The organism is Bradyrhizobium vignae (assembly GCF_004114425.1).
In the GTDB taxonomy this organism is placed as follows: domain Bacteria; phylum Pseudomonadota; class Alphaproteobacteria; order Rhizobiales; family Xanthobacteraceae; genus Bradyrhizobium; species Bradyrhizobium vignae.
Genome location: NZ_RDQF01000033.1, coordinates 62,758 through 80,836, shown reverse-complemented (window position 1 = coordinate 80,836; position 18,079 = coordinate 62,758). Strand labels below are relative to the sequence as shown.

At 64.7% G+C, this 18,079-nt stretch carries 18 protein-coding genes and 2 pseudogenes; 6 read left to right on the top strand and 14 right to left on the bottom strand.

The features are described from left to right. From EAV90_RS24960 to EAV90_RS24945, 4 genes and pseudogenes are all read right to left on the bottom strand, one after another. A pseudogene (locus EAV90_RS24960) lies at nucleotides 1-194 on the bottom strand (MFS transporter); the annotation flags it as partial. 131 nt (nucleotides 195-325) lie between these two features. Beyond that, the gene (locus EAV90_RS24955) at nucleotides 326-1,486 is read right to left on the bottom strand and encodes a winged helix-turn-helix domain-containing protein (RefSeq protein WP_129144988.1); all 1,161 of its coding nucleotides are present in this window, start codon (nucleotides 1,484-1,486) and stop codon (nucleotides 326-328) included. Between the two features lie 187 nt (nucleotides 1,487-1,673). Further along, nucleotides 1,674-1,829, bottom strand: coding sequence for a hypothetical protein (locus tag EAV90_RS24950; protein WP_430644746.1), 156 nt, complete (start codon nucleotides 1,827-1,829; stop codon nucleotides 1,674-1,676). Between the two features lie 29 nt (nucleotides 1,830-1,858). Continuing rightward, entirely contained in the window at nucleotides 1,859-2,080 is a 222-nt protein-coding gene (locus EAV90_RS24945; RefSeq protein ID WP_129144987.1) for a hypothetical protein, read from the bottom strand. A gap of 413 nt (nucleotides 2,081-2,493) precedes the next feature. Between EAV90_RS24945 and EAV90_RS24940 the strand changes: the two genes are divergently transcribed. Beyond that, entirely contained in the window at nucleotides 2,494-3,135 is a 642-nt protein-coding gene (locus tag EAV90_RS24940) for an OmpA family protein (protein ID WP_129144986.1), read from the top strand. A gap of 54 nt (nucleotides 3,136-3,189) precedes the next feature. Here EAV90_RS24940 and EAV90_RS24935 read toward each other — a convergent pair whose 3' ends face one another. Next, nucleotides 3,190-4,479 (bottom strand): phospholipid carrier-dependent glycosyltransferase, encoded by a 1,290-nt coding sequence (locus tag EAV90_RS24935; RefSeq protein WP_129144985.1) that lies wholly within the window; start codon nucleotides 4,477-4,479, stop codon nucleotides 3,190-3,192. Between the two features lie 191 nt (nucleotides 4,480-4,670). On the opposite strand from EAV90_RS24935, the gene EAV90_RS24930 reads away from it, so the two are divergent. Together EAV90_RS24930 and EAV90_RS24925 are read left to right on the top strand one after the other, a co-directional pair. Continuing rightward, a complete protein-coding gene (locus tag EAV90_RS24930; protein WP_164937095.1) occupies nucleotides 4,671-5,372 on the top strand; it encodes a FecR family protein in 702 nt (233 codons plus the stop codon). A 2-nt stretch (nucleotides 5,373-5,374) separates the two neighbouring features. Further along, nucleotides 5,375-6,511 (top strand): hypothetical protein, encoded by a 1,137-nt coding sequence (locus EAV90_RS24925; protein WP_164937094.1) that lies wholly within the window; start codon nucleotides 5,375-5,377, stop codon nucleotides 6,509-6,511. A 168-nt stretch (nucleotides 6,512-6,679) separates the two neighbouring features. On the opposite strand, the gene EAV90_RS24920 is transcribed toward EAV90_RS24925, so the two are convergent. The 3 genes from EAV90_RS24920 to EAV90_RS24910 form a co-directional block, all read right to left on the bottom strand. Continuing rightward, a complete protein-coding gene (locus EAV90_RS24920; protein ID WP_129144982.1) occupies nucleotides 6,680-7,168 on the bottom strand; it encodes a VOC family protein in 489 nt (162 codons plus the stop codon). Between the two features lie 36 nt (nucleotides 7,169-7,204). Next, nucleotides 7,205-7,633: a VOC family protein gene (locus EAV90_RS24915; protein ID WP_122404894.1), complete on the bottom strand. Its 429-nt coding sequence runs from the start codon at nucleotides 7,631-7,633 to the stop codon at nucleotides 7,205-7,207. Between the two features lie 129 nt (nucleotides 7,634-7,762). Continuing rightward, nucleotides 7,763-8,275 carry a cupin domain-containing protein gene (locus EAV90_RS24910; protein WP_129144981.1) on the bottom strand — a complete coding sequence of 171 codons (513 nt, stop codon included), beginning with the start codon at nucleotides 8,273-8,275 and terminating at the stop codon, nucleotides 7,763-7,765. Between the two features lie 129 nt (nucleotides 8,276-8,404). Here EAV90_RS24910 and EAV90_RS24905 point away from each other — a divergent pair, with 129 nt between their 5' ends. Beyond that, the gene (locus tag EAV90_RS24905) at nucleotides 8,405-8,623 is read left to right on the top strand and encodes a CsbD family protein (protein ID WP_129144980.1); all 219 of its coding nucleotides are present in this window, start codon (nucleotides 8,405-8,407) and stop codon (nucleotides 8,621-8,623) included. 60 nt (nucleotides 8,624-8,683) lie between these two features. Here the strand turns inward: EAV90_RS24905 and EAV90_RS24900 are convergent, their stop codons facing one another. The 5 genes from EAV90_RS24900 to ggt form a co-directional block, all read right to left on the bottom strand. Then, complete coding sequence (locus EAV90_RS24900; RefSeq protein WP_122404897.1) at nucleotides 8,684-9,148, bottom strand: FKBP-type peptidyl-prolyl cis-trans isomerase; 465 nt, start codon at nucleotides 9,146-9,148, stop codon at nucleotides 8,684-8,686. A 60-nt stretch (nucleotides 9,149-9,208) separates the two neighbouring features. After that, nucleotides 9,209-11,500 (bottom strand): xanthine dehydrogenase family protein molybdopterin-binding subunit, encoded by a 2,292-nt coding sequence (locus EAV90_RS24895; RefSeq protein WP_129144979.1) that lies wholly within the window; start codon nucleotides 11,498-11,500, stop codon nucleotides 9,209-9,211. 2 nt (nucleotides 11,501-11,502) lie between these two features. Further along, the gene (locus EAV90_RS24890) at nucleotides 11,503-12,519 is read right to left on the bottom strand and encodes an FAD binding domain-containing protein (protein ID WP_129144978.1); all 1,017 of its coding nucleotides are present in this window, start codon (nucleotides 12,517-12,519) and stop codon (nucleotides 11,503-11,505) included. A 4-nt stretch (nucleotides 12,520-12,523) separates the two neighbouring features. Next, a complete protein-coding gene (locus tag EAV90_RS24885) occupies nucleotides 12,524-13,087 on the bottom strand; it encodes a (2Fe-2S)-binding protein (protein WP_245509612.1) in 564 nt (187 codons plus the stop codon). Between the two features lie 231 nt (nucleotides 13,088-13,318). Beyond that, nucleotides 13,319-14,905 (bottom strand): gamma-glutamyltransferase, encoded by a 1,587-nt coding sequence (ggt, locus tag EAV90_RS24880; RefSeq protein ID WP_129144976.1) that lies wholly within the window; start codon nucleotides 14,903-14,905, stop codon nucleotides 13,319-13,321. 194 nt (nucleotides 14,906-15,099) lie between these two features. Here ggt and trhO point away from each other — a divergent pair, with 194 nt between their 5' ends. Continuing rightward, nucleotides 15,100-15,882, top strand: a complete 783-nt coding sequence (trhO, locus tag EAV90_RS24875) for an oxygen-dependent tRNA uridine(34) hydroxylase TrhO (RefSeq protein ID WP_129144975.1) — start codon at nucleotides 15,100-15,102, stop codon at nucleotides 15,880-15,882. After that, nucleotides 15,872-16,090: a SlyX family protein gene (locus tag EAV90_RS24870; protein WP_122404903.1), complete on the top strand. Its 219-nt coding sequence runs from the start codon at nucleotides 15,872-15,874 to the stop codon at nucleotides 16,088-16,090. The genes trhO and EAV90_RS24870 overlap by 11 nt, the downstream gene beginning before the upstream one ends. 48 nt (nucleotides 16,091-16,138) lie before the next feature. On the opposite strand, the pseudogene EAV90_RS24865 reads toward EAV90_RS24870, so the two are convergent. Further along, nucleotides 16,139-18,042 (bottom strand): annotated as a pseudogene (locus EAV90_RS24865) (diguanylate cyclase). Nucleotides 18,043-18,079 lie beyond the last annotated feature (37 nt).

Sequence of the window (18,079 nt, the reverse complement as noted above, 5' to 3'; positions counted from 1 at the left end):
GTGAATTTCAGCTCGGCGTTCATGGTCAGCGCGGCGAAGCCGAGATTGACGCGGTCGAGATAGGAGAAGAAGTAGGCCAGCACCAGGAACGGAATCAGGCGCCAGGAGATGGCGCGGATGGTCGAGGTTTCGATGTCGCTCTTGCTGGCGCTCTTGGCGCCGCCGGCGGAACCGGCATAGGTGGTCTGGCTCATGGCTTCCCCCCGGGGTTGTTGCTTTTGTGGGCCGAGTGGCCGGTTTTGAGCATCGCGGGCAAAGAGTCAATGGAGCGAGCAATGCACGGGGCGCAGCCGGATCAAGCCATTGCGCCGACGCAGAAGGCGTCTCACTCCGCCAATTGAAACCGCTCGAAGCGATCGAGCTCGTCCTCGATCTTGCGCTCGAGCTCCTTTCGTCCCGCCGTCTTCTTGCCCTGCCCGACCCAGGTCCATTTCTGCATCAACAGCTTCTTCGCCTGCCGATCGGTCTTGAGATCGAGCGCGGCGACGATCTCGTCGCCGACCAGCACGGGCAGCGCGAAGTAGCCGAATTTGCGCTTGGCCTTCGGCACATAGGCTTCGAACAGGTGGTTGTAGCCGAAGATCAGATTGGTGCGCTTGCGCTGGATGATCAGGGGATCGAACGGCGAAAGAATGTGGACGAGATCGGGCGATACCTCATGCGGCTCCAACGCTGCGGGCGAGGCCCAGTGCTCCTGCTTGCCGGCGCCCTCGATCGTAACAGGCAGGAGCTCGCCGCGGCGGACGCGCGAGGCGATCAGGCGCGCGACCGCCTTCTTGCGCGGCGCGTCGAGATGGCAGACCGAATCGAGGCTGACCACGCCCTGCGAGCGCAGCGCGCGGTCGAGCAGATAGGCCGTGATCTCCCCAGCCGACGCCGCCTTCGGCAGCTTGTCCCAGCCGAAATGGCGCGTCATCAGCTCGTACGTCTTGAGCATGCCCTGGCGCTCACTGATGGTCACGGCGCCGGTATAGAAGGCGAGCTGCAACGCCCGCTTCGACGGCTTACGGCTCTGCCACAGATGCTCCTTCTCGACCAGCACGTCGTCATCGATGTCGCGGATCGTCAGCGGACCGGCGCGCAGCAGCCGCATCACCTTGCGCGTGTCGGCGGGTTTCACCGAAGCAAACCATTTGTGCCCCTCGCGCCGATGCTCGCGCATCGCCGGCAGGAAGAAGCGGAAATCGCTCGCCGGGACGTAGGACAACGCATGCGTCCAGTATTCGAATACGCTCTTGTCGGTGCTCTGGGCTTGGCCCAGATCGGCGCGACGATAGGACGGAATGCGGCTGAACAGGATGTGGTGATGACACCGCTCGATGACGTTGATGGTGTCGATCTGCACATAGCCGAGATGGGCGACCGCGTCCGCCACGGCCTGCGCTCCGTCGCCGAACGGGATGCGCTCGTCCAGCCGCTGGGCATGCAGCCAGATCCGCCGGGCCTGTGTCGTGGTGAGTGGAAGCGGTTTGGGCGTACGGGACATTGCAGCAGGCAATGTAGCGGGATTCGCGCCAACAAGAAGGAGGAAAGAGGACCGCGGGAGCGGCCAAAGAAAAACCGCGCTGCCACCTGCTGACAGCGCGGCGGATGACGCGCCGAAGCCTACTTCGCCATCATTGCTTTCTGCGATTTCATGTAGTGCATGCAGGCACTCTTCATCTTGCCATTGCTCATGTCGGTGCTGCCATGGCCATTTCCTTGTTGGACGCCATCTTGGCCGAGGCATCTGGCGTACCGCCTATCGCGGCGGCGGACTTCATCATGTTGTCCTTGTGCTGGCCATCATCGCCGCGGATGCGGGTGACACGAAAGTGTGGACGCGACACAATTATCTTGCTGCGCTGCGAAGACAGGATCAGCGGCCGTCCTTCGGCGCCTTCGACCGGTCACCGAGGCTTCCGGTCGCGACATCCGGCTCGCACACGGCCTTGCCGCGTGCCTCCGCCTGGCAGCGATAAACGCTGCCGGTGAGGCGGTCGACCAGCCACATGTTCCCGTCGGTCGGCCCTTCGAGCCCGATATAGCGGGAGGTCAGCCCCGAGATCAGCGTCGACAGCAGGATTGCCACTGCGATCATCGCTGCGCCGATATAAATGGGCGTTGAGCTCAGGGACAGTGTCCGATCCGGAGGGCCGCTGCGATAGAACTGATAGTCACGCTGATGGTCAATTGGCCTCGGCACTGGACGGAACTCGGCTCCTGTCGCGGAGGGGACAAATTGTCGAATGATTGACGCGTGCTAGGCGGGCTTCTGGACGAATTCTTGTTCGCGGGCGGGCCGCGACGCGACGCCTTTGCGACGATCGGTGAAAGCGCATTTCCGGGAACCCGCTCGGGAGCAGTTCGAAGCAAACCGCGAACAAGCCAACCCGACCAAGAGTGAGCTCGGCTCGCAGTTTCGAATGTGACCAAGATCACGTCAGTGCCGTTGAACCTGCCCTAGGCTCGCGGCATCAAATCGCCATCGGGCGTAACAGCGAGGATACGACAATGACCCTTTTTGATAAGTTCTTTGGACTGAAGGCGATAACCCTCTCCGCGGCCCTGTCGATGACGGCGAGCCTTGCGCTGGCCGGCGACAACAACATCTCCGCCAGCCAGATCGTCGATGCGCTGAAGCCGAAGCCGGTGACCCGCGGCCTCTCCGTCGGTCCGCAGGCCGACACGACCGCGCAGGCCAAGGAAGCCGCCTTCCTCAACACCGTGCGCAACCGATCGACCAGGTCGCTCTCGACGGGCGAACGCGAGCAGATCGCCGAGCTCGCTGCGACCAAGCCGAAGATCGATCTGGAGATCCAGTTCGACTACAACTCGGCCGATATCGCCAAGACGTCGGTGGCCTCGGTGCAGGCGCTCGGCAAGGCTCTGTCCGATCCGGCGCTCAAGGGCTCGACCTTCGTGATCGCCGGCCACACCGACGCGATCGGCAGCGAAGAGTACAATCAAGGGCTCTCCGAACGGCGCGCCGACACTATCAAGAAGTACCTGGTGCAGAACTACGGTCTCAACGGCAATGATCTGGTCACCGTCGGCTACGGCAAGACCAAGCTGAAGGATGCCGCCAACGGCGCCGACCCGATCAACCGCCGCGTCCAGGTCGTGAACATGGACACCAAGACGGCGGCGAAGTAACTCGCGACCGTCGGGCAAAACACGCCGCTTGCCGCAGCCCGGCAGGCGGCGATGTCATATCCAGCTTTGGAACAGCATCAGCCGGTTGAAGCCCTTCATCGAGGTGCCGATGAAGGCCGCGGAAATCGGCAGCATGATTGCAAAGGCGGCCGCGGCGACGCCGACATAAGCCCACAGCAGCCAGCGCGGCAGCCCCTCCCGGCGCAGCACGTAGACCAGCGCCAGCGACGCTGCGGTTGCAGCCGGCAGGTAGTAATAGATGAAACCCAGGGTGCGCGGCAGCAACGCCCAGGCGAGCCAGGGACCGAAATAAAATGCCGCGATCAGGAACGCGTCCCAGCGCCGCGCCACGATGAAATCGCGCAGCACCACGACGAGCGCGAGCAGCGCCGGCCACGCTACCAGCGGATTGCCGAGGAAGACGATTGCGGCAACGTGGTCCTCCGCCGTCTTGTCGAACAGGAACCACACCGGCCGCGCGAGCAACGGCCAGGACGGCCATGCGCTCATATAGGTGTGGCCGGCGATGGCCGTCGTGGTGTTGTCGGCAAAGATCCGCCGCTGCGCCTCGATCAAATCCGGCAGCGACAATCCATAGAGCGGAACGAAGGCGGCAAGATAGGCCACCGTCGGCAAGACCGCGAAGCAGAGGGCGATATGATGCAGCTTCAGGCTTGGCCAAAGCTCCGGCCGATACCAATCGTCCGGCTTCGGGTCGGCGAACAGCGTGCGCCAGCCCTGCATCAAGCGGATCACCGCAACGATGACGATACACACGCCAAGCGGAAACAGGCCGCTCCACTTGCAGGCCGCCGCACAGCCGAACAGGCACCCCGCGAACGCAAACATCGCCTGGGGCCGCTCTCTGCGAAACCCATGCATGAAGGCCGCGGTCGCGAGCAGGCCAAAACCGAGCGCAAAAATGTCCAGCATTGCGATGCGCGCCTGCACGTACAGCATCTGGTTGAGGCCGGCGATCAGGGCCGCGGCGATCGCGGGCCCCTGCGCGGAAAACAGCGCAAGACCGCACAGATAGATCGCGACGATCGCGAGCGCGCCGAACAATGTCGCGGGATAACGCCAGCCAAGCGCGTTGTCGCCGAAAGTTGCGATCGATGCCGCGATCAGCTCCTTGGCCAGCGGCGGATGCATCGGATTGAGCATCGGCTGCGACATCACGGGCGCCAGCATCTGGCGCGCCGCCGGCACGTAATGCACCTCGTCGAAGACGAATTTTTCCGGCGTGGTGAGACCGATCAGCAGCGCCAGATGCGCAACCAGGAAAATCGCGACAGCAATCACTGCGCTCCGCGACACCCCTGGAACCGCGGGCGATTCGAGCATTTTTTGTGGGGCCGTCTTGCGTGGCAAATCTGCTTCACCGCTGAGAAAAAGAGAGTGGTTCTCGTCATTGAACGCATTCTGCCGCAGCTGTCACTAAGCATGACGCACGTCCCGCGCCGCTTGTGATAATTCCGCCACATCAGAAGCGCGCGCGATCCGGTACGATCAGGCGCACATCGATCGGTTGCGAAATGAATTTGCGTTTTTGGCTTTTCCCGATATTGCTCACGGCCGCAATCTGCGCGGCGTCCGGCGCCCAGGCGCAGACGCGCGTCGGCGAGGCCGTCGTGATCCAGAACGAGGTGGTGCGCGTCGCCGCGACCACGACGCCGATCAATGTCGGCGACAGCATGCTGCGCGACGAGACCGTGCGGACCGGCGCCGACAGCGCGGCGCGTTTCGTGATGGCCGACAGCACCAATCTGTCGCTCGGGCCGAGCGCCACGCTGAGGCTCGACCGCACCGTCTTCAACGACGAGCACAGCTATCGCGACGTCGCGATCCGCATGACCACCGGCGCCTTCCGCTTCGTCACCGGGCACTCCGAAAAGGCCGCTTACAAGATCACGACGCCGCTCGCGACCATCGGCGTGCGCGGCACCACACTCGACATTCTCTCGCAACGCGGGCGCTCCGTGGTCGTGCTTCAGGACGGCGCAGCCAGCGTCTGCACGAAAAGCTCTCAGTGCGTGCAACTCACCCAGCCCGGCGACACCGCGATCATCACATCGACCGGCGGCAAGGTGAGCATCGCCAAGACCAACACGCCGCCCTGGACCTTCGCCGCCAACTGCGCCGCGAGCGCCGGGTTGTGCGCGATCAACCAGTACGCCGGCGCCCCGCCGACCATCACGCCCGCCGTCCAGGACGACGGCATGCTGTGCGGGCGTTGACGATGGCGAAGCTCCCGTTGAAGCGCCTCATCCTCGCCGGCTTGCTTTCCGCCGTGGCGGCGCTTGCGCTTGTCGCGTTCGATGTTCTTCCGGCGGCAGCCCAGGCGACCTGCGAGATCGAATGCAGCGAGCCGTCGCCTACGCCGACCTATTCACCGTCCCCGACGCCCTCCCCTTCGCCTAGTCCCTATCCCTCGCCGTCGCCGTCGCCGTCGCCATATCCGTCTCCTAGCCCGACGCCGACCGGTGCGGATTCCAGCGGCAACTCGATCGGCGGCCTCGCCAATCAGCGCTTCAACCAGATGATCACCAACCGGGTGCTCGGCACGGTGCTGCTCGGTGTCAACGAGCAGATCAATTGCAGCGATTGCATCAGCGCGTTCGGCTCGGCCGGCTCGTTCTCGGCCGGCATCCACGGCCGCAAGGAGCTGACCAACAATCTGTCGCTGCTCGCCGGCATCGCCTACACGCAATACAGCGAAGGCGGCTACAAGATCACGAGCGCGCCGATCGGCGCCTTCGCGCTACGCTATGACTTCACCGACTGGGGCTCGTCGCGCCCGTTCTTCGATGTCGGCACCATTCTGACGCCATGGGAGAAGGCACGCTACACGCGCAGCTACGACACCAGCCTCGGCCCGGTCAGCGTGACGAGCTCGACCAACGCATCGAACTACGCCGTCTACGGCCGTGCCGGCTGGATCAGCCGCCTCTCGCCGCGCGACGAGGTCGCGGCCGCGATCGAAGTCTGGCAGCTCTGGCAACGTGTGTCGGGCTACACCGACAGCGCAGTGGCGTTCAATCCATTCGACGCCAGCATCGCGACCGGCACCGACCGCACCAGCCTCATCAAGATCGGCGGCCAGTGGACACATCTGTTCGGCAGCAACATCGAGACCAACATCAATGGCGGCTGGGTGCAGTCGTTCGCCAGCCATAGCGGCATCGTCGCCACGGTGACCGGCAACGGCGTGGTGGTGCCGACCATGGGCAACCAGGGCTGGTTCGAATATGGCGGCCGCCTCGGCTTCCGCGTGCAGAAGGGCTGGATCGTGGACCTGTTCGCCAACGGCACACTGGGCCCGCAGCCGGTGGGCAATACGATCCACGGCGGCGTGGGGCTGAGGATCAACTATTAGCGGCGGCCCGCGGCCACAAACTCTGCTGTCATTCCCCGCGCAAAGCGGGGAAATCCAGTACACCGCAGCCTCTCGATTCAATCACTCCCGTCTCGGAGTACTGGATCGCCCGGTCAAGTGTTCAAGCCGGGCGATGACACCGATCTCATGGCGAGAGCATTCCGACCTTCACGCTGCCGACTTGCCCTCGAACGCGCGGCGCAAGGCTTCCACGTCCAGCTTCACCATCTTCATCATGGCCTGCATCGCACGCGCGGCCGCGGCCTTGTCGGGGCTCGACAGGAAGTCGAAGATCACCTTCGGCACCACCTGCCAGGCCACGCCCCAGCGATCCCTCAGCCAGCCGCACTGCTCCTCCCTGCCACCATGGGCGAGGAACGCGTCCCAGACGCTGTCGACCTGGGCCTGGTCGTCGCAATGGATCATCAGCGAGATCGCGTGGGTGTATTCCATCTTCATGCCGCCGTTGAGCGCGACAAGCGGCTGTCCGGCCACGGTGAACTCGACCACGAGCACGGAGCCTTCCTTGCCGGAGGGCCCGTCCGAAACGTTGCGCTGGACGTGCGTGATCTCTGAGTTCGGGACCAGCGAGACGTAGAATTTTGCGGCGTCCTCGGCATCGCCGTTGAACCACATGCAGGGCACGAGCTTGGACATCGTGAATGCTCCTCTTCAGGTCTTGATGGGCTTGAATCAGGCGTTCGCCACGTCGGGCTGCAGGGGGGCGGCCGCGAGGTCCATCCAGTTCACGCCCCACATATGACCATCGGGATCCTCGAAGCTGCGGCCGTACATGAAGCTGTATTCGTCTTTCGGGCTGGGATCGGGCATCCCGCCCGCAGCCTCGGCCTTTGCGACGATATCGTCGACATCGCTGCGGCTGTCCGCGGACAGGCAGAGCAGCACCTGGTTCGAAGTCCTGGCGTCCGCGATCGGCTTCGGCGTGAACTGGCGGAATTTGTCGTGGGTCAGCAGCATGACGAAAATGGTCTCGGAAAAGACCATGCAGCTCGCGGTCTCGTCGCTGAATTGCGGGTTCTTGACCGCGCCGACCGCCTCGTAGAAGGCGGTCGCGCGCTTGAGGTCGGTCACCGGCAGGCTGACGAAGATCATCTTGGGCATTGGAAGCTCCTTGGGCGGGGTTCTGCCCAAGGACGGACGGCCAGGCCGCCATCCGACACCGCTTCCGACGATTTTTTGAATCCCGGTCTGCGGGGTTCTATCGCGCCGCGCCCGCGCCCCTGAAGAGTCTTACTTCTTCTCGTTGGGATCCCGGTGCACCGGGTCGATCCACAGCACGGTCTCGGGCTTCTCGACTGGCTCGATGTCGAGGTTGATCGCCACCGCCTCGCCGTCGCTGCGCACCAGAACGCATTCCAGCACCTCGTCCGCGCTGGCATTGATCTCCTGGTGCGGCACATAGGGCGGGACGAAAATGAAGTCGCCGGGACCGGCTTCCGCCGTGAATTGCAGGCTCTCGCCCCAGCGCATCCGCGCCTTCCCCTTCACCACATAGATGACGCTTTCGAGATGGCCGTGATGATGCGCGCCGGTCTTGGCATCCGGCTTGATGCTGACCGTGCCCGCCCACAATTTCTGCGCCCCGACGCGGGCGAAATTGATGGCGGCTGCGCGGTCCATGCCTGGCGTCGACGGCACATTGGTATCGAGCTGGTTGCCGGGAATGACGCGCACGCCGTCATGTTTCCAGCGATCGTCGTGATCGTGGTCATGGTGGGAATGCGAGTGGTCATGGCCGGTCATTGGACTTGCTTTCTGTTGGTTCCGTGCGCGGCAAAACTAACCCAAAGGCGCAGCCGCAAGCCATACCAAAATCGGAACGCTGCCAGCTGCCGAGCGTTGTCGCACCGAGCAAGATGGAAGGAGCGTTTCATGGGTAGCACGAGCGACAAGATCAAGGGCAACGCCAACGAGGCGATCGGCAAGGCCAAGCAGGGCGTCGGCGAGGCCATCGGATCCGACCGCATGAAAGGCGAAGGCGCGGTGCAGGAGGTCAAGGGCAAGGGTCAGCAGGCCATGGGCGATGCCAAGGACGCCGCCAAGGATGCGATGGATCGCGCCGCCGCGGCGGCACGTCGCGCGGCAGAGTAATGCGCGTAAGATCGAAAATGAACAAGACCGGCCGGCAGGCCGGTCTTGTTGTTTGAGCCGTCACTTCACCGCGAGCAATTCCACGTCGAACATCAGCGTCGCATTCGGCGGGATCACGCCGCCGGCACCGCGCGCGCCATAGCCGAGCTGCGGCGGGATGATCAGCGTGCGCTTGCCGCCGACCTTCATCGAGGCCACGCCTTCGTCCCAGCCGGCGATGACGCGGCCCTTGCCGATCGGGAATTCGAACGGCTCCTTGCGATCGAGCGAGGAGTCGAATTTCTTGCCCTTCTGGCCGTTCTCATAGAGCCAGCCGGTATAGTGCATCACGCAGATCTGACCGGGCTGCGGCGAAGCACCGGTGCCGACGGTGGAGTCGATGATCTGCAAGCCTGAAGCTGTGGTCATGGTCTTTCCTGCGGTCTGGGCCGAGGCCGTGGTGGAAGCGAAATGCGACACGCCCGCGATCACGGTGATCGCGAGTGCGGACATCAGGGCGAGGAGCACGCGCCGGAAACGCTGCATAAGGCACCTTCCGTTTGAGGCGGGAGGTGTCTAACCCAACGCCGTCGCCGTTTCCACCCCTTAGATCTCGATATTTTCCAGCCGCACCGGCAGCTTGCGGATACGCTGACCGGTGGCGTGATAGAGCGCGTTGCAGACCGCAGCATTGGTGCCGACATTGGCAAGCTCGCCAAGGCCCTTTGCGCCCACCAGGTTGATATGGTCGTCCTGCTCGGAAAGCATGATCACCTCGACGCCGGGCACATCGGCATTCACGGGCACGAGGTAGTCGGCAAGATTGTCGTTGACGTAGCGCGCATTGCGCTCGTCAATCTCGGTGGCCTCCAGCAGCGCCGAGGACATGCCCCAGATCAGACCGCCCATGAGCTGGCTGCGCGCGGTGCGCGGATTCATGATTCTGCCCGCCGCGAACGCGCCGACCAGGCGGGGACAGCGGATTTCGTGTGTGAAGCGGTTGACGCGGACCTCGACGAACTCCGCCCCGAAGGCGTAGGCGATCTGGTCTTTCATGGCGTGACCGCCGATCAACCGCACGTGACCCGTGTGCATGGCCTGGAAGGAATCCAGCGGCGCGCCCTCCGGCTTCCACTCGCCATACTCTTCGACCACGCCGACGCCGAGCGCATCGAAGGCCTTGTCGAGATCGAGGGAGCGATCGCCTCTCGCCGCCTGAGTCGACGGCGCCGGGCTGATGCCGACGGTCTCCTTGGCCTTGTCGGCGAGGCTGTCGCTCGGCATCACCGCCTTGAACAGGCGCTGGCGGATCTGGTCGCACACCATCATCACCGCAGAACAGGTGCTGGCGGTCGAGTTCGAACCGCCCGCCACCGGCGCCGGCGGCAGGTCGCTGTCACCGATGAAGACTGCCACCTTCTCGAGCGGTACGCCGAGCCGCTCAGCCGCGGTCTGGGCGATGACGGTATAAGCACCGGTGCCGATCTCGTGCCCGGCGATCTCGACGCGGGTGCGGCCGTCGCGCTGCAGGCGCACGCGCGCGGCGGACGGCGCCATCTGCGTCGGATAGCAGGTCGCGGCGCAGCCGTAGCCGATCAACCAGTCGCCGTCCGACATCGATTTCGGCTGAGGCGAGCGTTGCGCCCAGCCGAACGCTTTTGCGGCTTCGTCGAAACAGGCCATGAGCGAGCGCGACGTGTAGGGCTTGCCGTTGATCGGCTCGTTCGTGGTGTCGTTGATGCGGCGAAGCTCGATCGGGTCCATGTCGAGCTTGACCGCAAGCTCGTCCAGCGCGCTCTCCAGCGCGAACAAATACGGCACCTCGGGGGGCGATCGCATGAAGCCGGGCGTATTGCGATCGGCGCGCACGATCGAGACCAGGCTGTCCACATTCGGGCAAGCATAGAGCCGCGTCGTCGTCTTGGTGCCGCCGACGCAATAGGCGTCGGGGCGCGAGGAGACTTCGGCCCCCTCATGCCTCAAAGCGACCAGCCTTCCGTCCCGGTTCGCACCGAGCTTGATCTCATGCCGCGTCTCGGCGCGATAGGTCGCAATGGTAAAGCCCTGGTCGCGGGTCGGGACCAGCTTGATCGGGCGGTTCAGGCGCTTGGCAATGCCGGCGATGATGGCAGTCCGGGGCGTCATCGAGCCGCGCGAACCAAAACCGCCGCCGACATAGGGATTGACCACACGCACCTTGTCGGCTTCGATGCCGAGCTGCTCGGCCACGCCGTTCTTCAGGCCATAGACGTACTGACTGCCCTCGTAGATGACGAGATTGTCGCCCATCCAAACGCAGCTGGTCGTGAACAGCTCCATCGGATTGTGATGCTGCGTCGGCGTATCATAGGAAGCGGTGAGCTTGACCTCGGCCGTCTCGAACGCCTTGGCGAAGTCGCCGACCGCGGGGTCTTCCTTGAACTGCGCGTTCTGTCCCTTGGCGGCTGCCATGGTCGTCCCCCGCGAGTCGAAGCTCGCGCTCGGCGCCGCCGCGGTGTAGCTGACCTTGACGCGATTGGCCGCCTCGCGCGCCGCCTCATAGCTCTCCGCGATGACCACGGCGATGATCTGGCCGTCATGCGCGATTTCGGCCGACTTCAGCGGCTGGATCGTGGTGCCGGCATAGCCGCCGTTGCTGAAGAGTTTCGATTCCTTCAGCTTCGGAGCGTTCTCGTGCGTGACGATGTCGATCACGCCGCGGACGCGCCCAGCATCGTCGAGGTCGAAGCGGTCGATACGACCCTTGGCGATGGCGCTGGTGACCAGGAATGCGTAGGCCGGATTGTCCAGCGGCATGTCCGAGGCATAGGTCGCCCGCCCCGTGACCTTTGCGGCCGCATCATAGCGCGGCACGGATTGGCCCATATTCGCCTTGGGCTCGGGAGCTGCAGCGGTCATGGTCAGATCTCCATCGTTACGGCCTGCTGAAGCGCACGAGCCACCACACGCTTGCCGAGCGCGATCTTGAAGCTGTTGTGCCGACGGCCGCGGGCGTCCGCAAAGGCGGCCTCGGCGACGCGCTGTCCCAGCGCTTCATCGAACTTCTGCCCCTTCAATAGCGCCTCCGCCTCGCGCGCCCGCCACGGCACGGTGGCGACGCCGCCGAGCGCGACGCGCGCGTTCCGGATCGTGCCGTCCTGCACATCGAGCGCGATCGCGGCCGATGAGAGTGCGAATTCGTAAGATTGTCGGTCGCGCGCCTTGAGATACACCGAGCGCGGCCAGCGTCCGGAAATGGAGAACGCCGAGATCAGCTCGCCAGGCTGAAGCGTGGTCTCAATCTCAGGCGTGTCGCCGGGGGCCTTGTGCAACTGGGCAAAGGGCATCGTGCGCGTACCGGCCTTGCCCGTGATCTCGACCGTAGCATCCAGCGCGATCAGCGCCTGGGCAAAATCACCAGGATAGGTCGCGATGCACTGATCGGAGGTACCGAGCACCGCATGCATGCGATTGACGCCGTCCATTGCGGCGCAGCCAGACCCGGGATTGCGCTTGTTGCAGTTTTCATAGGAAACATCGCGGAAGTAATTGCAACGCGTCCGCTGCATCACATTGCCGCCGAGCGTCGCCATGTTGCGCAGCTGGGCGCTGGCGGCGAGCTTCAGCGAATCCGCGATCACCGGATAGCTGCGCTGAATCTCGGCGTGGGCGGCCACGTCGGACATCTTTGCGAGCGCGCCGAGCCGCAAGCCATCACTGCCTGGCTCGATCGCCGACCAGGCGCGCGCCAGCGGATTGATATCGACGATCGTGGCGGGCCGCATCACATCGAGCTTCATCAAATCGATCAGTGTGGTGCCGCCGGCAAGCGGTTGCGCCGTCGCTTTCGTCAATGGATTGTTGGCGGCCGCTGGGGCGCCGAGCGCCTGCACGGCCATATTCGAGTCTGATGCTCTCTGATACAAGAACGGTCGCATGCGCCTAGCCTTTCATGATCTCGGGCGCGGCCTGCTTCACGGCGGCGACGATGTTGGGGTAGGCGGCGCAGCGGCAGATGTTGCCGCTCATATATTCGCGGATGTCGGCCTCGTTTCCCGCATGCCCCTCCTTCACGCACGCCACGGCGGACATGATCTGGCCAGGCGTGCAGTAGCCGCACTGGAATGCGTCGTTGTCGATGAAGGCCTGCTGCATCGGATGCAGGCGGTCGTCGGTGGCGAGGCCCTCGATCGTCGTGATCTCCTGCCCTTCGGCGGCGACCGCCAGCGTCAGGCACGATACCACCCGGCGATCATCGATCAGCACCGTGCACGCGCCGCACTGGCCGTGGTCGCAACCCTTCTTGCTGCCGGTGAGCTTGAGATGTTCACGCAGCGCATCGAGCACCGTGGTGCGTGCGTCGAGGCTCAGGTGCTTGTCCTCGCCGTTCACCCGCAGCGTGACCTCAACGGGAAGCGACGGATCCTGCGCGAGGGGCGCATTTGCATCCTGCGCGGCCGCGCGCGCCGTCATCGGAACCAGCACACTTCCGGCGGCCCCGGCCATGAAGGCGCGCCGATCGAATCCAGATGGTCGGGAACTTGATTTGTCGGACATGGGCCGGCCTCCGCCGCTATCGAGAAAAGCAGCGCACGCCTGCACCGCTCATCGCCGCATAACTTGGAGCAATGAGTGCAGTTCCGAACGAGAAAGGGCGGCGCTGCAAATGCCGCGCCGCCCCTCGTCAACTTTTCCTGATCGCGCGTCCTGATCTCGTGCGCGGAACCCCGCGCGAGCTCAATAGCCGAGCGCGCAGCCGTCCTTGCGCGGATCGGAGCCGCCGGTGAGCGTGCCCTTGTCCCAGTCGATCCAGATCGCCTGGGCGCCGCCGAGCGGGCCGACAACGCTGGTGGTCTTGTGGCCGAGCTTCTTCAAACCTTCGACAATCGCAGCCGGCACGCTGTCCTCGAGCTGGTATTGCCCCTCGTAGTGCAGGCCGCGCGGCATGTCGATCGCCTCCTGCACGTCGCAGCCGTAATCGAGCATGTTGGTCAGCAGATGAGTCTGGCCGGTCGGCTGGTACTGGCCGCCCATCACTGCGAAGGACATGGTGGAACGGCCACCCTTGGTGAGCAGGCCCGGCATGATCGTGTGCAGCGGGCGCTTGCCACCTTCGATGCAGTTGGGATGACCGGGCTGGATGCGGAAACCGCCGGCGCGGTTCTGGAACAAGACGCCGGTCTTGTTCGAGACGATCGCCGAGCCGAAGGAATGCGCGACCGAGTTGATGAACGAGCAGACGTTGCGGTCCTTGTCCACCACCGTGATGTAGATGGTCGAGGGGTTCATCGGCGGCGCGACGTTCGGCAGGTCGAGCATGCCGTCCATGCGGATCTTGCTGATGTACTCGTTGGCAAAGCCCTTCTCGAGCATCTCGGCGACATTGATCTTCATGTGCTCGGGAGAGGCGACGTGCATCTCGCGGTTCATGTAGGCGATGCGCGCGGCTTCCGCCTCGAGATGGAAGCGCTCGACGCTGACGGGCGCGTACTTGGTCAGGTCGAAGCGCGACAGTATGTTGAGCATCAAGAGCGCGGTGACGCCCGGGCCGTTCGGCGGGCACTGCCAGACGTCGTAACCCTTGTACATGGTACCGATCGGCGTGGTCACTTCGGTCGTGTGCGCGGCGAAATCGTCGAGCGTGTGCAGGCCGCCGATGCCGCGCAGCGTCTCGACCATATCCTCCGCGATCTCACCCTTGTAGAAGGCGTCGCGGCCGTTCTTGGCGATCGCGCGCAGCGTCTTGCCGAGTTCGACCTGGCGGATGATGTCGCCGGCCACCGGCGGCTTGCCGCCGGGCAGCAGGTAGCGCACGGTGTTGGTGCCGTTCTTCAGCTTCTCGAACTGGTTCTTCCAGTCGAAGGCGATGCGGGGCGCGACGACATAGCCCTCCTCGGCCGCCTTGATCGCGGGCTGGAGCAGGCGGTCGAAACCGAACTTGCCGTGGTCGCGCAGCACGGTCGCGAAGGCGTCGATCACACCGGGGATCGAGACCGCATGGGCCGAGGTCAGCGGCACGGAGTTGATCTTGCGCTCGAGATACCAGTCGGCATTCGCCGCCTTGGGCGCGCGGCCGGAGCCGTTATAGGCGACGATCTTGCCCTCGCCGCGCGGCTGGATCAGCGCAAAGCAGTCGCCGCCGATGCCAGTCGATTGCGGCTCGATCACGCCGAGCAGGGCCGAGCCCGCGACAGCCGCGTCCACCGCCGTGCCGCCCTCACGGAGCACCTCGATCGCGGCGAGCGACGCCTGCGGATGCGAGGTCGCCACCATCGCGTTGGTGGCATGGACCGTGGACCTGCCGGGGAAATGAAAGTTTCTCATCGAATGTCTTGCTCTCTTGGCCATCGGCGCGGGTGCGCGCCATCTCGAAAACCGCGTCTACATGACACATTCCCGCCCGGCGGGGCAATGCTGGCATACCAGGCAAATGGCTGCCATCCGCTGGGCGTATGGATTTTCGAGGCAAACCGCCGTGCGGGTTTTCCGGAGGGCCGCCGCCTGCTAAACGAGCCGCCATGTCTGATCGGAATTCGACAACCAGGGTCGCGGCCTTCTATCAATTCGTCGCCCTCCCCGATTACCGCGAGCTGCGCGAGCCGCTGCGCGCGTTCTGCGCTGGCCTTCATCTGAAGGGCAGCGTGTTGCTGGCGCAGGAGGGCATCAACGGCACGGTCGCCGGTGCGCCGGAGGCGATCGACGCCTTCGCCAGCGAGCTCGCACACGGCAACATGTTCGGCGGCCGGCTCGACAATCTCGAATTGAAATTCTCGACTGCGGAAGCGATGCCGTTCGGGCGCCTCAAGGTGCGGCTCAAGAAGGAGATCGTCACGCTCGGCGACGAGACTGCCGACCCGGCCCGCCAAGTGGGCACCTATGTCGATGCCGCCGAGTGGAACGCGCTGATTGCGACGCCCGACACGCTGCTGCTCGACACCCGCAACGCCTTCGAGGTGGCCATGGGGACATTCGAGGGCGCGGTCGACCCCGGCATCAAGAGCTTTGGCCAGTTCAAGGATTTTGCCGCAGCCAGCCTCGATCCGGCGCGGCACCGCAGGATCGCGATGTTCTGCACCGGCGGCATCCGCTGCGAGAAGGCGAGCGCGCATCTGCTCGCCCGCGGTTTTGCCGAGGTCTATCACCTCAAGGGCGGCATCCTCAAATATCTCGAGGAGGTGCCGGAGACGGAGAGCCGCTGGCGCGGCGAGTGCTTCGTGTTCGACGAGCGCGTGGCGCTCGGCCACGGCTTGCGCGAACGGGGCCTGCGCGAACAGGAATTGGGGCACGGCCGTGACGAATGAGATCAAGACGCTGAGCGAGCGCATCGACGTGCTGGAGACGCGCCTCGCATACCAGGACGACACGATCGAGACGTTGAACCAGACCATCACCGCACAGTGGAAGCAGATCGACGCGTTGACGCGGCAGATCGCTCAGCTCAATGAGCGGCTCCAGGAGGCCGAGGCAAACGCGCCGGGACCTGCCAACGAGCGTCCACCGCATTATTGAGATCTCGTGCCATGGGCACGCAGCGTCGCGTCCGGGACTCAGGGCGGCTTATTGACCAGACGCCTTGAGCATCACGCTGGCCACCTCACCCGACATCACCAGGCGGTCGCGGCCTGCGTCCTTGGCGGCGTAGAGCGCCCGGTCGGCAGCTTCGACCAGCGAGGCCACCCCCGCCGTGCGCTCCAGCACCGGCCGGCAGGTCGCGCCGCCGATCGAGGCGGTGACGCATCCGGCCGCCAGATTGGTGCGATGAACGAGGCCGGCCTCGTGAATCGCGCTGCGGATCCGCTCGCCGACCCCTGCGCAGCTGGCGGCGTCGATGTTCGGCAGCAGCACGGCGAATTCCTCGCCGCCATAGCGCGCCGCCAGATCGCCGGCGCGCTGCGTTTCGGCCGCGATGATTTTTGCGATCCGGCGCAGGCAGGCATCGCCGGCGGGATGGCCGTATTCATCGTTGTAGGCCTTGAAGTGGTCCACATCGATCATCAGCAAAGCAAGGCTGGAGCGGTCGCGATAGGCGCGGGCCCATTCCTCCTTCAGCCGCTCGTCGAAGCGGCGGCGATTGGCGAGGCCGGTGAGGCTGTCCTCGATCGCAAGGGTCTCGAGCCTGGTTTCCAGCTTCTTATGCTCGGTGACGTCGCGGGAGATCGCGACCACGCCGTCGATGCGGCCATTGTCCTTGCGTGTGACCTGCATGGTCGATTCCAGCCAGATTTCGCCGTTCTGCCGGTGCGAGTTGCGATAGGTGAGACGCGCCTCCTCCTTCTCGCCACGCTTCATGGCGTCGACGATCGCCTGGACCTCCGGCAGATCCTCCGGATTGATGCCTGCAAGAGCCGGCGTGCCGATCAACTGATCGGGACGCCAGCCGACGATGCGGACCGAGGAGGGGAGACGTAGCGCAGCCGCTCGTCGAGCCCGATGCGCGTCACCATGTCGCTGGAGCCTTCGGCGAGCAGGCGGAAATGCGCCTCCTTCTCGGCCAGCGCGACGGCCATGCGCTGGCCCCGCTGCAACTGCCGCACCAGCACGCCGCCGATGACCGCGATCAGCATGACCAGCGCGAGCACGTAGAGCATGCGGGAGATTGCCGCGGCGCGCCAGGGCGCGAGCAACTCGTCCTTGGCGACGGTGGCGAGCAGCAGGAGCGGGAAGCGGCTGCTGCGATTGAAGAAGCTGACGCGCTCGGCACCGTCCAGCGACGACTTGAAATGATAGGCACCCTTGGGCCGTTGCAGATCCGGCTCGCGGAACAACGGCTTGTCGGAGACGCTGCGTCCGACGAATGTCTCGTTGCTGGGATTGCGCGCGATGATCAGGCCGTCGCCGTGCATCAGCGCCACAGCGCTGTTGCGGCCGATCTCGAACTGCTCGTAGAAATGCGAGAGATAACCGGAGCTGGTGGTCGCGAGCACCACGCCCCCGAAGCTGCCGTCCTGCTTGTTGAAGCGGCGCGACAGGGTGATGACCCACTCGCCGTCCAGGAGGCTCTTCACGGGACGGCCGACATGGGCCTCGCGCTTCGGCGAGAGCTGGTGATATCGGAAGAACGCATCGTCGCTGAAGGTCGAGCCGATCGTACCGGGCGAGGTCAGCGAGTTGCCCTGATCGTCGATGATGGCGAGGCTGTGGATGCGCGCGATCGCCTTTTTGCGCGCTTCGAGGAGGTTGCCGAGCTTGGCGATCGTGGCCGGTCCAGTGCCATCCATCTCCAACCGGCTGACCACGCCGACGACGCCGGAGTCCAGGAGATCGAGGCTGTCCTCGGCATGCTGTGTCAGCGAACGGGCGACGTTCGCCATCTCCGCCTCGGCGGCCTTGAGGACCGCGTCGCGTGCCGCCCATTCGCGCCAACCGCTGACGCCGAGGATGGTCGCGCAGGTCAGCACGACGAAAGCCGCCGCGCGCAGCGGCAGACGGCTCCATCCGGCTCGTTGGGTAACAGCGCTCATGCGGCAGGGTTCTCCGATCGACGGGAGACTCTGCCGC

Coding starts and splice junctions, on each gene's coding strand:
- EAV90_RS24890 (WP_129144978.1), bottom strand. CDS start 12,519: ATGCGACCGTTCTTGTATCAGAGAGCATCAGACTCGAATATGGCCGTG.
- EAV90_RS24905 (WP_129144980.1), top strand. CDS start 8,405: ATGGGTAGCACGAGCGACAAGATCAAGGGCAACGCCAACGAGGCGATC.
- EAV90_RS24945 (WP_129144987.1), bottom strand. CDS start 2,080: ATGATCGCAGTGGCAATCCTGCTGTCGACGCTGATCTCGGGGCTGACC.
- EAV90_RS24915 (WP_122404894.1), bottom strand. CDS start 7,633: ATGCCCAAGATGATCTTCGTCAGCCTGCCGGTGACCGACCTCAAGCGC.
- EAV90_RS24925 (WP_164937094.1), top strand. CDS start 5,375: ATGGCGAAGCTCCCGTTGAAGCGCCTCATCCTCGCCGGCTTGCTTTCC.
- EAV90_RS24955 (WP_129144988.1), bottom strand. CDS start 1,486: ATGTCCCGTACGCCCAAACCGCTTCCACTCACCACGACACAGGCCCGG.
- ggt (WP_129144976.1), bottom strand. CDS start 14,905: ATGAGAAACTTTCATTTCCCCGGCAGGTCCACGGTCCATGCCACCAAC.
- EAV90_RS24895 (WP_129144979.1), bottom strand. CDS start 11,500: ATGACCGCTGCAGCTCCCGAGCCCAAGGCGAATATGGGCCAATCCGTG.
- EAV90_RS24930 (WP_164937095.1), top strand. CDS start 4,671: ATGAATTTGCGTTTTTGGCTTTTCCCGATATTGCTCACGGCCGCAATC.
- EAV90_RS24900 (WP_122404897.1), bottom strand. CDS start 9,148: ATGCAGCGTTTCCGGCGCGTGCTCCTCGCCCTGATGTCCGCACTCGCG.
- EAV90_RS24885 (WP_245509612.1), bottom strand. CDS start 13,087: ATGGCCGGGGCCGCCGGAAGTGTGCTGGTTCCGATGACGGCGCGCGCG.
- trhO (WP_129144975.1), top strand. CDS start 15,100: ATGTCTGATCGGAATTCGACAACCAGGGTCGCGGCCTTCTATCAATTC.
- EAV90_RS24920 (WP_129144982.1), bottom strand. CDS start 7,168: ATGTCCAAGCTCGTGCCCTGCATGTGGTTCAACGGCGATGCCGAGGAC.
- EAV90_RS24910 (WP_129144981.1), bottom strand. CDS start 8,275: ATGACCGGCCATGACCACTCGCATTCCCACCATGACCACGATCACGAC.
- EAV90_RS24940 (WP_129144986.1), top strand. CDS start 2,494: ATGACCCTTTTTGATAAGTTCTTTGGACTGAAGGCGATAACCCTCTCC.
- EAV90_RS24935 (WP_129144985.1), bottom strand. CDS start 4,479: ATGCTCGAATCGCCCGCGGTTCCAGGGGTGTCGCGGAGCGCAGTGATT.